Annotated in this window: 9 protein-coding genes; 4 read left to right on the forward strand and 5 right to left on the reverse strand. The window is 74.3% G+C overall.

Features of this window, described 5'->3' with window-relative positions; translation table 11 throughout:
• Positions 1-285: 285 nt before the first annotated feature.
• The gene (locus tag ACFWPI_RS31975) at positions 286-1,374 is read left to right on the forward strand and encodes an alpha/beta fold hydrolase (protein ID WP_380373375.1); all 1,089 of its coding nucleotides are present in this window, start codon (positions 286-288) and stop codon (positions 1,372-1,374) included.
• Here ACFWPI_RS31975 and ACFWPI_RS31980 read toward each other — a convergent pair.
• The 5 genes from ACFWPI_RS31980 to ACFWPI_RS32000 form a co-directional block, all read right to left on the reverse strand.
• Positions 1,364-2,719 (reverse strand): NAD(P)/FAD-dependent oxidoreductase, encoded by a 1,356-nt coding sequence (locus ACFWPI_RS31980; RefSeq protein WP_380373377.1) that lies wholly within the window; start codon positions 2,717-2,719, stop codon positions 1,364-1,366. The two genes, ACFWPI_RS31975 and ACFWPI_RS31980, sit on opposite strands and share 11 nt — an antisense overlap.
• On the reverse strand, positions 2,716-3,507 hold the full coding sequence (locus ACFWPI_RS31985) for an ABC transporter ATP-binding protein (RefSeq protein WP_380373380.1): 792 nt from the start codon (positions 3,505-3,507) through the stop codon (positions 2,716-2,718). The genes ACFWPI_RS31980 and ACFWPI_RS31985 overlap by 4 nt, the downstream gene beginning before the upstream one ends.
• On the reverse strand, positions 3,504-5,399 hold the full coding sequence (locus ACFWPI_RS31990; protein WP_380373383.1) for a dipeptide/oligopeptide/nickel ABC transporter permease/ATP-binding protein: 1,896 nt from the start codon (positions 5,397-5,399) through the stop codon (positions 3,504-3,506). The genes ACFWPI_RS31985 and ACFWPI_RS31990 overlap by 4 nt, the downstream gene beginning before the upstream one ends.
• Positions 5,400-5,406: 7 nt before the next feature.
• Positions 5,407-6,369, reverse strand: coding sequence for an ABC transporter permease (locus ACFWPI_RS31995; RefSeq protein WP_380373386.1), 963 nt, complete (start codon positions 6,367-6,369; stop codon positions 5,407-5,409).
• Between the two features lie 74 nt (positions 6,370-6,443).
• The gene (locus tag ACFWPI_RS32000) at positions 6,444-8,036 is read right to left on the reverse strand and encodes an ABC transporter substrate-binding protein (protein ID WP_380373389.1); all 1,593 of its coding nucleotides are present in this window, start codon (positions 8,034-8,036) and stop codon (positions 6,444-6,446) included.
• 210 nt (positions 8,037-8,246) lie between these two features.
• Here ACFWPI_RS32000 and ACFWPI_RS32005 point away from each other — a divergent pair, with 210 nt between their 5' ends.
• The 3 genes from ACFWPI_RS32005 to ACFWPI_RS32015 all read left to right on the forward strand — a co-directional run bounded on the left by ACFWPI_RS32005 (position 8,247) and on the right by ACFWPI_RS32015 (position 13,162).
• Positions 8,247-9,989 carry a DUF885 domain-containing protein gene (locus ACFWPI_RS32005; protein WP_380373392.1) on the forward strand — a complete coding sequence of 581 codons (1,743 nt, stop codon included), beginning with the start codon at positions 8,247-8,249 and terminating at the stop codon, positions 9,987-9,989.
• A 308-nt stretch (positions 9,990-10,297) separates the two neighbouring features.
• Positions 10,298-10,654, forward strand: coding sequence for a DUF5132 domain-containing protein (locus ACFWPI_RS32010; protein WP_380373394.1), 357 nt, complete (start codon positions 10,298-10,300; stop codon positions 10,652-10,654).
• Between the two features lie 204 nt (positions 10,655-10,858).
• On the forward strand, positions 10,859-13,162 hold the full coding sequence (locus ACFWPI_RS32015) for an ATP-binding cassette domain-containing protein (RefSeq protein ID WP_380373397.1): 2,304 nt from the start codon (positions 10,859-10,861) through the stop codon (positions 13,160-13,162).
• Positions 13,163-13,280: the final 118 nt, after the last annotated feature.

The raw sequence follows: 13,280 nt of genomic DNA on the forward strand, positions 1-13,280 counted from the left end.
GGTACTGCAGGGGGGACCCTGTGGGAGAGTAGGACGCCGCCGAACAATCATTCACAGAGAACCCCCATCCGGGAAACCGGATGGGGGTTCTTTGCATTTCCGGGGCCGTGGCCTGGTGACCGGCTCTTCTCCGATGGGCAGCGCACGGCGGCGGGGCGCGGGCTGGGCGGAGGCGGAGCGGGCAGGGCCTGGGGTGTCGAATGCGTGTTCGCGGGGGCGCGTCGACGCGGGCGGATGCGGGAAGAACAGGGGGAGAGGTCGCCTCTCGGATGCCGTGGAGGACCGATGCGCCGGAACGGACGGGTGGCGGATGCCCTGCTCGCGTTGCTGAGCCGGGACTGGCTGGGAGTGCCGGTCGCGGTGCTGGTGGTGGGCGTGGGGGTCGGGCTGGTCGGGGGCGGTGCGGGCTGGCTGGTGGCGCTCGGGTGCTTAGCGGTGGCTGTGGGTGTGGTGCTGGCGGTCGGCGCGGTGCGGCATCTGCTGCTGGTGGGCCGGGGCGCGGGGGCGGGCGGGGCGCCGGGGCGGCTGGTCGGGGTGGGCGGGCGCCGGATGCACGTCCTCGCCGAGGGGGTTGCCGGGGACGGGCCGACGGTGGTCTGGATGCCGGGCGGGCACGCGCCGGGCGAGGAGTTCGGGCAGTTGCACACGATGATGGCGGCCCGGACCCGCTCGGTGCTGGTCGACCGGTTCGGCTCGGGCTGGAGTGACGTCGGGCCCTTCCCGAGGACGACGGCGGCCGAGGCGGAGGAGCTGGTGGCCGCGCTGGAGGCGGCGGGGGAGCGGGCCCCGTACGTGTTCGTCGGCCATTCCTTCGGCGGGCTGCTGGTCGCGAATGCCGCCAGGCGGCGGCCGGATCTGGTGGCCGGACTCGTGCTGCTGGATCCGACGCCCCTGGAGGTGATCGCCTTCGCGCCGCCCAACCGGCTGGTCGCGGGCATGCGCCGGGAGTTCCTGCTGACGGCGGTGCGGCACCTGTTCGGCGCTCACCGGGGCCGCGGCCGTGGCGCTCGGACCGGCCACTACTGCGCCGCCGCGTCGATCTTCGCGGAGCTCTCGCCCGCCGGCCTGGCGGAGGTGGGTTGGGAGACCGTGGTCTACGACGGGGACCTAGGCGACCTGCCGCTGGTGCTGGTCATACCCCGCGACCTCACGGGCGGGGAGACGGTGCTGGCCGCCGCCGGGGACGCGGCCGAGGCCGAGCGGATCGGCCGGTTCTACCTCGGGGCCCGGACCCGCTACCTGGCGGCGTCGACCACGTCCCGGGTGGTGCACACGCCGACGGGCACCGGCCATGACTTCCCGACCGAGGAGCCCGGGTTCGTGGTCGGGGTGGTCGCGGATCTGGTGAGCGAACTGCGCACCCTCAGCCCATGACCGTGCGGGCGGAGCCGGTCCGGACCGGGCGGCGGCGGGAGAACGCGCCCAGGTCGACGACGTTGCCGGTGTGCTCGCAGCGGTAGCGGACCGGGTCGCCGTCGTGGTCGTGGCCGGCTTCGACCAGGTCGATCAGGGTCGCGAGGTAGCGGCCCACCAGCGGGGCGTTCTTGAACTGGTTGCCGCTCGTGCCCATGGCGACGTAGTAGCCGTCGAGGGCGGTGCGGTCGTAGATCGGGGTCCAGTCGTCGGCGACGTCGTACACGCCCGCGACGCCGACGGGCCGGTTGGGGACGGTGATCCCCGGGAAGCGGCGGGCCGCGCGGGTCACCTGGGTGCGGAAGCGGTGGGCGGTGGGGCGTGGGTCGGCCTCGTCCGGGTCGTCGATCCACTCCGCTGAGTCGCAGGCCGGCTGGGTGCCGCCGATGAGCAGGCGGCCCCCGGCGGCCGGGCGCAGGTAGGTGCCGAGGTCGACGTCGGCGACCACCGGAAGCGGCCCGGAGGCGGAGCCGGTGGCAGGGCCGGCGGCGGGCCCGGTGGTGGCGCCGGTGGTGGAGCTGTCGGGCGCGGCGATCTGGTGGACCTCCTCGCGCAGGGGACGTACCCCGATGGTGAAGTCGCTGCCGACACCCGCCAGCCGGTTGAGGCCCCCCGACCACGGGCCGGCGGCGTTGACCACGACCGGCGCGGCGATCCGGGCCCCGTCGGCCAGGCGGAGGCCCGCCACGCGGTCCGAGCGCCGGTCGACGGCCACCACGGTGCGGTGGAACAGGAAGCGCGCACCCAGCTCGCCCGCCGCATCGGCGAGGTTCTGGGCCGCGAGCTGCGGGTCGTCGACGAACCCGGCGTCCGGGGTGAACAGGGCACCGAGCGCACCGGCCGGGCCGTCGAAGAAGGCGTCGTCGTCCACGGGCTTCGGCGGCCAGTACCGTCCGACGTCGATCCCGGGCAGGCGCTCGCGCAGGGCGGCGGTGTCCCACCGTTCGTACGGGACGCCGGCCAGGTCGAACAGGGCCGCGGTGTCGGCGGGTTCGGGGAAGGGCGGGTCGAGCAGTACGGCGCCGGTGCGGCGGAAGGCCGCGAGCGGGCGGCGGTCGGTGGTGAGCCCGAGGTGCTCGGGCCAGGACGCCCACAGGTGGAGGGACTCCCAGGCCGTGGCGACGCCGTCGAAGGTGGAGTAGTTGAACCGGACGATCGCGCTGGAGGCGCCGGTCGATCCGTGGCCGGGCGCGCCGGCCTTGTCCACGACGACCACCTGCCGTCCGGTGCGGGCGAGTTCGAGGGCGACGGCGGTGCCGATCACCCCGGCCCCGATCACCACCGCGTCGGGTCGGTCGACGGTCATCGGGACCTCCGGGAGGGCGGTGGGCCGGACAGGCGGGGGACGGAGGCGAGGAGCTCCCGCGTGTAGGGGTGCTGCGGGTCGCGCAGGAGGGCGTCGGTGGGGCCCGTTTCGACGATCCGGCCGAGCCGCATCACCGCCACCGTATCGGAGACGTAGCAGACCGCGGGCAGGTTGTGGCCGATGAACAGCATGGACAGGCCGAGCCGTTGCTGGAGTTCGCGGATCGTGTTGAGGACGGACGCCTGCACCGAGACGTCGAGGGCCGAGGTGATCTCGTCGGCGATCAGGAGTCCGGGTCCGACGGCCAGGGCGCGGGCGACGGCGACCCGTTGGCGCTGGCCGCCGGACAGCTGCCGGGGCAGGCGGCCGGCGAGCCGGGGGTCAAGCCCGACGAGGTCGAGCAGCTCGGCGACGCGCTCGGTACGGGCGTGCCGGTCGAGCCGGTGGAAGACGGTGGCGGCCTCGACGAGGCTCTGGCGGACGGTCATCCGGGGGTCGAGCGCGGTGTCCGGGTCCTGGAGGACGATCTGGACCAGTCGGCCGAGCCGGCGCCGGGCGCGGACGGTACGGACCCGCACGTCCTGGCCGTCGACGAGGACCCGGCCGCCGTGCACGGGGGCGAGCCCGACGATCGCGCGGGCCAGGGTCGACTTCCCCGAGCCGGACTCGCCGACGAGCCCGAGCGTGGTGCCGGCCGGGACCTCCAGTGAGACGCGGTCCACGGCGGTGACCGGGCCGCGCGGGCCGTGGTGGCGGACGGTGAGGTCGCAGAGCCGCAGGCTGGTCATGACGGGTCCGCCTCCACCTGATGTTCCGTAGCCTGGACCGTTTCTTCCTCCACCGGCGGGGGGTTCCAGCAGGCGACCTGCTGGAGCGCGTCCACGTGGTCCAGCCGCGGAGCCTCCAGAGCGCAGCGGTCCAGCCGGTACGGGCAGCGGGGCTCGAACGGGCAGCCCGGGGTGGGGGCGATCGGGTCGGGCGGTGCGCCCGCCACGGTGGGCAGCGGCCGGTCGCGGTCCGCGGTGAGGTCAGGCACCGAGGCGACCAGGGCCCGGGTGTAGGGGTGCCGGGCGGCGGTGGCGAGCCGGTCGGCGGGGAGGGCCTCGACGATGGAGCCCGCGTACATCACCAGGACGCGTTCGCAGAATCCGCTCACGAGCGCGATGTCGTGGCTGATGAACAGGACGGCGGCGGAGGTGTCCCGCCGCAGGTCGGAGAGCAGTTCGGTGATCTGCCGCTGCACGGTGGTGTCGAGGGCGGTCGTCGGCTCGTCGGCGATGATCAGGCCGGGCCGCATCATCAGGCCGGCGGCGATCATCACGCGCTGGCGCTGGCCGCCGGAGAGCTGGTGGGGGCGTGACCGCAGCAGGGCGGGGGGCAGGGCCACCCGGCGCAGGGCGTCCTCGGCGTCCCGCAGGGCCTGGGTGCGGCTCGCGCCGAGGTGGGTGCGGGGTGCCTCGGTGAGCTGGGTGGCGATCCGGAGTGACGGGTTGAGTGCCGTGGCCGGGTTCTGGAAGACCATGGCCAGGCCGGTCGCGAGGTGCTGGTCGCGCTGCTTCGGCGTCATGGCGTCCAGGTCGGCGCCGAGCAGCCGGAGGGTGCGGTGGGAGACCCGGGCGTGCTCGGGGAGCAGGTCGGCGATCGCGAGCGCGGTGAGCGACTTGCCGGAGCCGGACTCGCCGACGAGTCCGACGATCTCGCCCGGCCGCAGGGAGAGGCTCACGCCGCGGACGGGCCGGATCACGCCGTCGGGGGTGGGGAGTTCGACGCTCAGGTCCTCGACCTGGAGCACGAGACCGTCCTCGGCGGGCCCGTTCGGCGCGATCGTAGGCTGGGGCGTACGGTCCGTACGGCCCGCCGGGCTGCGCCGGGCGGCGCCTCCTGCCAGGACCTCGCCGAGCAGTTGGAACGTCACCGCCGCGTAGAGGATGGCCAGGCCGGGGGCGAGGGCGGGCAGCGGCTGTGCGTAGATCCGGTCGAGCCCCTGGTTGAGCAGTTGCCCCCAGTCGTAGCCGGGCGGTTGGACGCCCAGGCCGAGGAAGCTCAGCCCGGAGAGCGCGACCAGGGAGGTGCCCGCCGCCGTGGTCGCGCTCAGCAGCAGCGGTTCGGCGATGTTGGGCAGGACGTGCCGCCACAGCAGCCGGTGCCGGCGCAGGCCGAGGACCCGGGCCGAGGCCAGGTGGTCGGTGCCCGCGACGGCGGCGGCGAGGGTCTGGGCGAGCCGGGCGAAGCCGGGTACACCGGCGACGGCGAGGGCGAGCATCGCCCCGGCCGCGCCCGCGCCGAACACGACCGCGAGGAAGAGCGCGACCAGGAGTGCGGGGAAGGCGAGCAGGAGGTTGATCACTGCCGCGAGCAGGCGGCGGGCGCGGGGGCCGACGACGGCGGTGGACGCGCCGAGGAGGATGCCGGTGCTCGCGCCGATCGCGGTCGCGGCCAGTGCGAGCAGCAGGGAGGGCCGGGTGGCGGTGAGGACCCGGGCGAGCAGGTCCCGTCCGAGGTTGTCGGTGCCGAAGGGGTGGGCGGTGGAGGGGCCTTGCAGCACCGCCGAGGGGTCGGGGAGGTCTGCCGCCGCGCCCCAGAGGAGCGGGCCGGCCAGGGCGAGCACGATCAGCGAGGCCAGCATGGCGGTGGTGGCCCAGGCCATGGACGAGCGGAGGTACCTGGTGGGAAGGGGCATCGGCACCTCAGCTCTCCCGGATCGTCGAGCGCGGGTCGAGCAGCGCCAGCAGCATGTCGACCAGGAGCGCGGCGAGCAGGACGGTCGTGCCCAGGATCAGCACCATCGCCTGGATCACCGGGTAGTCCTGCGAGCTCACGGACTGCGCCAGGGCCGAACCGATGCCCGGCCAGGCGAAGACCTTCTCCACCAGCACGGTGCCGGCGATCAGGGCGGGCAGCAGGCCTCCGGCGACGGTGAGTGCGGCGGTGGCCATGTTCGGCGCCGCGTGCCGCAGGTAGCGGCGTAGCGGTGACAGCCGCTTTCCGCGGGCGGTGCGCAGGTAGTCCTCGGACAGCACTTTCAGCGCCTCCACCCGGACGATGCGCACCAGGACGGCGGTGGGCGCCACGGAGAGCGCGAGGACCGGCAGGACGAAGGATCCGGCGCCCGCCGTGCCGGCCACCGGCAGCAGTTGGAGGCCGACGGCCAGTAGCGCGGTGAGCCCGGCGGCCAGGACGAAGTCGGGGATCCCGGCCAGGCCGGCGGTGAGCGTCGTGAACGCCAGCTCGCTGCGCGGGTGCCGGCCGTCCCGGGTGCGGACGGCGGCGAGCAGGCCGCAGGGCAGGGCGACGGCGAGGGTGACGAGGAAGGCCAGGCCGGCGATTTCGAGGGTGGCCGGCAGCCGGGTGCGGACGAGCTCCGCGACCGGTGTCGAGGTGACCAGCGAGGTGCCGAGGTCGCCGTGCACGAGGCCGTCGACATAGTGCCGGTACTGGGCCAGGAAGGGTTCGTCGAGCCCGAGTTGATGCCGGCGTGCGGCCACGAGGGCGGGGGAGGCGTCGACGCCGAGCGCCGCGCGGACCGGGTCTCCGGGCACCAGGCGGATCATCGCGAACGAGGCGGTGAGCACGACCCCGAGTGAGAGGAGCAACCGGGCGGTGCGCCGGCCGAGGAACACCGTCCACGGGTGCCGCAGGAGACGGGGCATGAGCTTCCACGGCAGACGTGGCAGACGCGGCAGAGGCGGCGAACGACGGAGTGCGGTCACGCGGGATCCCCCGGTCATCGGTGCAGGCGGATGCTGGTGGGGATGACCTGGCCGCCGAAGGTCGTGGCGAAGGTGGTGCTGCGCCCGTACACGGTGCTGCGGCCGTCGGCGATCGGCAGGGCGTCGGCGGAGCGGAAGAGCGCGGCGGCGGCCCGGTTCCAGGTGGCGCAGCCCGCGGTGTCCGGCTCCCGAAGGGCCTGGGCGACCAGGGCGTCGTATGCGGGATTGGCCACGCCCGCGAAGTTGAGGCCCTGGGCGGGGGGCGGGCCGGAGAAGAACGGGATGAAGCCGACGGGCAGGGCGAAGCCGGGGGAGGTGCCGACGACGACGTCGAAGTCGCCGGTCTGGTACATGGCGTTGACGAGGGCGGGCAGGCTCTCGGTGACCAGCTTGACGTCCGCGCCCAGGGCCGTCCAGGAGCGGGCCATCAGCTCGGCGACGGGTGCCAGCGTCGGGCCGAGGTCGGGGCTGGTGATCAGGCGTAGCCGGAGCGGTCGGCCGTTCTTCGTCAGTCGGGCGTCGGCGGCGCGGGTCCAGCCGGCGGCGCGCAGCGCCTCGGTGGCGTCCTGTGCGGGCAGGTTGGCGGCGGCGAGGTCGGCGTGGCAGACGGCGCCTTGGGCGCCGAAGTCGGTGGCGGGTGTGCCGGTGCCGCCGACGGCGACGTTGGCGAGCCCTTGGCGGTCGAGGGCGGAGACCAGGGCCCGGCGCAGGGCCGGGTCGGCGAGGGGGCGGCCGGGGCGCTGGTTGAAGAAGGTCAGCCCGATGATGGTGGCCACGTCGGCGGTGGCCAGGCCGTGGTCGGTGAGCCGGGCGCGGTCGGGTCCGTTGACGCTCGCGATGTCGATGCCGCCGGTGAGCAGCAGGTTGGCGGCGGTGGAGGCCTGGGGCAGCACGGAGATGACGATGCGGGCGGGGAGGCCGGGTTCCGCGGTGGTGGCTCCGGCGGGCCCCCAGGTGTAGCCCTCGCGCACGGTGAACTCGTACGGTCCGCCCGGGGTGTAGTGGGTCAGCACGTACGGTCCGGTGCCCCGGGTGGAGCGGTCGAGTGACTGGGGCCGGTCGAGGCCGGCGGGGCAGACGATCGGCAGCAGTCCGAGTGTGCGGGTGAGGAACGGGAAGGGGGCGGTGGTGGTCGCCGTCACGGTGCCGGTCGAGTCGTCGGCGCTCGCGGTGAACGGGACGGTGGGCAGGACGGTCTGGGCACCGGCGAGCTGGTGGGCCGGGTCGGCGGCGTAGGTGAGTGCGCGGGCGACGGCCGTGGCGGTGAGGGGGGTGCCGTCGGAGCAGGTGGTTCCCGGGCGGAGGGTGAAGGCGGCCGTGGTGGTGGTGGCCTCCCAGGAGGAGGCCAGGCCGGAGACCAGGGTGGCGTCGGCGGAGACGTTGACCAGCGAGTCGTAGGCGTAGCGGGCCGGGCCGGCGCCGAAGGCCGTGTACGGGTTGAAGCTGGGTGTCTCGCTGGCGGCCGCGATCCGTACGGTCCCGCGGTCCACGAGGGGACCGGTCGTGGAGGAGGGGGCGACGCTGCCGCAGCCGGTGAGTGCGCCGGCCGTGACGGCCGCGGTGGTCAGGGCAGCCGCCAGCGGGACCGGCAGGGGGCGACGGGGCATGGCGTCATGGTGCCACCGAGTGCTGGCGCTGGCGAGTCAACTCACCTGTACGGCAAGCCTGTTCGAAAGGTCTTGGCCGTGTGCCGCCTTGGCGGGCGGAAGGGGGCACGGGTGGCGGGGGTCGATCCGGTTCACCCGTTCGGGGGGCGCCGTGGCCGGTTGTGCGCGGACCGGGGTGGCCGGGCGGCGCGTCCTCGGCAGGATGGCCGGATGACGACGAATGAACCGGGCCGGGAGATCGGTCGGCTGGCGGACCGCTACTGGGAGTTCCTGTTGGAGCGTGACCCGCTGCTGCGGGCCCGGCAGGGGCTCCCGGTCGAGTCGCTGCCGGGGGTGTCGCCGGCCGAGGCCGAGGAGCGGGCGCGGTTCGCCGCGGGTGTCGTGGAGCGGGTCGGGGTGGTGGTGGAGGGGGTCCGGGCGCTCGACGGCGCGGAGCTCTGCGGCGCCGATGCCGATACGGCCGCCTTCCTCGTCGGGTCGGCCGAGCAGGAGCTGCGGGCCCACCGCTGCTACTGGCTGACGCCCGCCGTCACGCCGTACCGGCTGTTCCCGTTGTCGCAGTACGTCGATGCCGTCCTGCGGCCCCACCGCTTCGACCAACCTCCGGACGCCGAGCGGTACTTGGTGCTGGTGCGTGAGCTGGCCCGGGTGGTCGGCTCGATCGGCGACAAGGTGGCGGGGCAGGCCGTGCGCGGCTTCCGGGTGCCGGCACCCGCCCTGCCCGGGGTGCGCGCCACCCTCGCGGGCCTGCGGGCGTCGGTGGCGGAGCGCGTCGAGGTGGACGAGGGCCGGCTCGGTGGGCTGGGCCCCGCCGAGCGCGGGCGGGTCCGAGACGGCGTGCGGCGGCTGGTGGAAGCCGAGTTGCTGCCGGCCTTCGACGGCCTGCTCGCCGCCGTCGACGGTCCGGACCAGCTGCGCGAGGCGCCGCAGGCCGTGGGCTGGGCGCGGTACGAGGGCGGTGAGGAGGCGTACCGGGAGTTCGTCCGGACGCACACGGGCGGTGGGACGCCGCCCGAGCGGCTGCACGAGCTCGGCCGCGAGCAGTGCCGAGAACTGGCCGAGCGGATGCGGGAGGTCCGTACCGCCCTCGGATTCCCGGGCCCCGAGGAGGAGTTCCACGAGCGGCTGCGGAGCGAGCCCCGGCTGTACGCCCGCACGCCGGAGGAGGTCGAGGCCCGCTACCGCCGGTACCTCGACCGGCTGGCGCCGCTGCTGCCGCGGTGGTTCGCCGCGCTGCCGGGCGCCCCGTACGGGCTGGCCCGGCTGGATCCGGCGCTGGAGGCGGGGCTGACGTTCGGGTACTACCAGCAGCCCACGGCGGCGGACCCGGTCGGGCGCTACCGCTACAACGGCGCGGGGCTGGAAGGGCGGTCGCTGCTGGGCGCGGCCTCGCTGATCTACCACGAGCTGGCTCCGGGCCACCACTTCCACCTGGCCCGCCAGGCGGAGAACCGGTCGTTGCCCCGGCTGCGCCGTGAAGTGGCCGGGTTCGGCGCGTTCAACGAGGGCTGGGCCGAGTACGCGGCCGGTCTGGGCTGGGAGATGGGCCTCTACGACGACCCGTGGGACGCGTACGGGCGCCTCGCGCAGGAGCGGTTCACCGCGCAGCGCCTGGTCGTCGACACCGGGCTCAACCTCGGCACCATGGGACTGGAGCAGGCGCGGGACTTCATGCGCGCCAACTCCACCGAGGCGGACGCCCAGATCGCCTCGGACCTGCTGCGGTACTCGACGGACCTGCCCGGGCAGGCGCTGTCCTACCGTGCGGGGTATCTGGAGTTCGCCCGGCTGCGGGAGGGGGCCGAGGCCAGCCCCGGGGTCCGGGCCGAGGCCGGCCCGGGCGGCGGGTTCGAGGTGCGGGCCTTCCACGAGGCGGTCCTGGGCGGCGGCGGGCTGCCGTTTCCCGCCCTCCGGCGGCGGGTGGCACGTGAACTCGGCAGGCCCGATGAGTGAAAAAGAATATAAGTGGATTGTCGGGTGGGTATTTGTTCGTTAATCCGAGCTACAAAAACGGGCCGAGAACGCTCGCACGAGTGAAACCGGATGAGAAGGTTTGGCTTCGACGGGCCCGGCTCGACTACGGTGAAGCCAGAGCGGGCGGTTGATCCATCGAGTGCGGAATTCATCCCGGCGGGAAATCCGGCGGGGAACGTCGAATTCCGCAGTCGGGTGCTTCCGTCCGCCTAGTCGTGCGGTGCTCCGGTGCGTCCGCAGTTGCCCGGGGTCCCTGTCATACGTCCGCGTAGAGAGGATGGAGCATCATGCCGCCCCTAGTACCGCCCTTCCTGGTCGGCCTCATCGTCGCGCCACTGGCCAAGCGTCTCCTCAAGCCGCTGGTGCGAGGCGTCGTCAAGACGTCCGTCGGCCTCGTCCTTGAGGTGAAGAAGGCGGCCCACGAGGCCGGAGAGAACATCCACGACCTCGCGGCCGAGGTGGCCGCCGAGGTGGTGGCGGCGCAGGTCTCCGCCGGCGACGGCGCATCGCCCTCGGGTGACGGCCGGCGCGCCGCCGAGGACGCCGCCCCGAGCAGCGGGAAGGACGAGGCCGCCGCCCGGGCCGAAGCCGAGGCGAGGAGCCCGAAGATCCGCGTGGGCGCCGGCGCCGGCAAGGTGCACTGACGGTCTGCCCGGCGACCCCGGCCGCCGTGTGAGCGCACCTTCCCGATGGATGGATGGATATCGGAATGAGGCTCCCGCGCGGCGGTCGGCTGCGGGCCCGTCGGTAGCAGCAATTCCCCCTCAAGAATTCCCGCCTCGTCGCAGCGATTCCGCCGTGCCCGTGACGGTCTTTCTCGCGACCTCCGCAAACAGGTGATCGTACACATGCCCTCTCTGCTGGGTGCCGCAGCCGGATACCGCTCCGTGGACGTGGACGCGGACGTGCGCCCGCGCTCGGTCATTCCGGGCCGGCAGCGCTGGGACGTCAAGCTGGTCCTCGGGCGGCCCCGGACGGCCGAAGTCCTCGCCGCGGCCCTGCGGCGCGTCCCCGGGATCAGCGAGGCGCAGGCCAGCCCGGTCACCGGCGGGGTCCTCGTCCGGCACGACGCACGGGTGAGCGCCACGGACGTCGACCGGATCGTCCGCAGAGCCGTCACCCTGGTCGCGCAGGGCCCGGCCGGCGCGGGACACCGGGCGCCCGACCGGCCCGGCGCCCAACCGGCTCCGCGGGTGGACCGCGGCGTCGTCGTGCGCCCCGTGCTCGCCGTCGGGGGCGGCGTGGCGGCCGCCGTCGCGCTGATCCGCGGGTCGGCGCTGAGCAGGCAGCTGGTCGCGCTGGGCGGTGTGGCGGCGGCAACCGCGGCCGTCGCCCGGAAGGCCTGGCGCCGGACGGTCGACACGACCCGGGAGCTGTCCGGGGCCGGAGCCGAACGCCACCCCCTGCTGGAGATCGTCGGACCGCACCGCCGACGGCTGCGCCGCGCCTGCGCGCTGTCGGTGGCCTGCCAGGTCGCGGAGATGGCGCTGGGCACTTTCCTCGGCTGGACGGGACTGGTGCTCATCAAGGGCGAGGCCGCGCCGCTGGTCAGCCTCGGCCTGGCCACCGCGTCCGCCCAACTCTGGGGTCTGGCCGGGCTGGTGGCGGCCGCCTGCGCCGCCGTGGCGGGCCTGTCGTACGCGTCGAACCTCCAGTGGCGCGCGCTCGGCCAGGACATCGAGCACGACTGGCGCAGCCGGACGTACGCCCACGTGCAGCACCTCGAACTGCGGCACCTGGAGGGCGAGCGGACCAGCCGGGTGGCCGGTGTGCTCACCGAGGACGTCGGTCAGCTGGGCGCGTTCTTCGCGACCTCGGCCAACGACGTGCTGCACCTGGGCACCAGTCTGGCCGTCCTGGTGCCGGTGTTCCTGCTGATGGCGCCGCAGATCGCCTGGATCGCGTTCCTGCCCATCCCGGTCATCGCCTGGCTCTCCTTCCGCTACCAGGAGAAGGTCGCGGGCGACTACGCCGTCTCCGGTGAGCACCGGGCCAGGTTGCACAGCCAGCTGGTCAACACGCTGGAGGCCGGTGCCACGGTCAAGAGCTTCTGCACCGAGGACTACGAGGCCGAACGCATCGACGGGTTGAGCGCGGTCGCCCAGGACAGCCGGCACCAGACCGACCGGAGCACGATCCGCCACGCCGAGACCGTCCGGGCCTGCACGACCGCCTCGATGGCCGGCACCCTGCTGGTCGGCGGCCGCGCGGTGCTCAACGGCACGCTGCGCTTCGAGGTGTTCAGCCCGCTGATCGGGCTGCCCCAGATGGTGCTGTTCCGGATGAGCCGGCTCGGCGGCATCGTCGACCAGTACCAGCGCACCCTGGCCGCCTACGACCGGGTCCAGCGGCTGCGGGCCCTGCCGGTGGAGGCCGAGGGGACCGGCGGGCCGCTCGACGTCGAGACGGTGAAGGGCGAGATCGTCCTCGACGGTGTGACCTTCGCCTACCCGGGCCGGCCGCCGGCGCTGGAGGACCTCTCGCTGACCATCCCCGCCGGGCAGGTCACCGCCCTCGTCGGTGCCACCGGCTCCGGCAAGACGACCATCGCCAAGCTGCTGATGCGCTTCCAGGACGCGGAGTCCGGCGCCGTGCTGCTCGACGGGCGGGACGTGTCCGAGGTGCCGCGCCGCGACCTGCGCGACGCCATCGGGTTCGTCGCCCAGGACCCGTTCCTCTTCGACGGCAGCATCGCCGACAACATCCGCTACGGCAGCTTCGCCGCCTCGGACGAGGCCGTCGTCGAAGCGGCCGCGACGGCCGAGGCGCACACCTTCATCGCGACGCTGCCGGACGGCTACGACACGGTGATCGGCGAACGCGGCGCCGCGCTCTCGGGCGGCCAGCGGCAGCGGATCGCCCTGGCCCGCGCGATCCTCAAGGACACGCCGGTCGTGATCCTCGACGAGGCCACCTCCGCCGTGGACAACGAGACCGAGGCCGCCATCCAGCGCACGCTCCGCGGCTTCGCGGTCGACCGGACGATGGTCATCATCGCTCACCGGCTCTCCACCGTCCGCCACGCCGACCGGATCTACGTCATGGACAAGGGCGGCGTCGTGGCCGAGCAGGGCACCCACGACGAACTCCTCGCCCGGCGCGGACTCTACGCATCCCTGTGGCAGCTCCAGGCCGGCGAACTCGCCGCCTGACCGCAGCAGCCCCGCCACCCGCCACCCGCCCGCCGACCGCGTGACGCCACCGCGGTCGGCGCGCCCCGGCCCGCCCCGGCGCGCCCTCACGCCTGCCCACATTCCTGGAGGTACCCCC

Origin of the sequence: Kitasatospora sp. NPDC058492 (assembly GCF_042720685.1) — a bacterium.
GTDB lineage: Bacteria > Actinomycetota > Actinomycetes > Streptomycetales > Streptomycetaceae > Kitasatospora.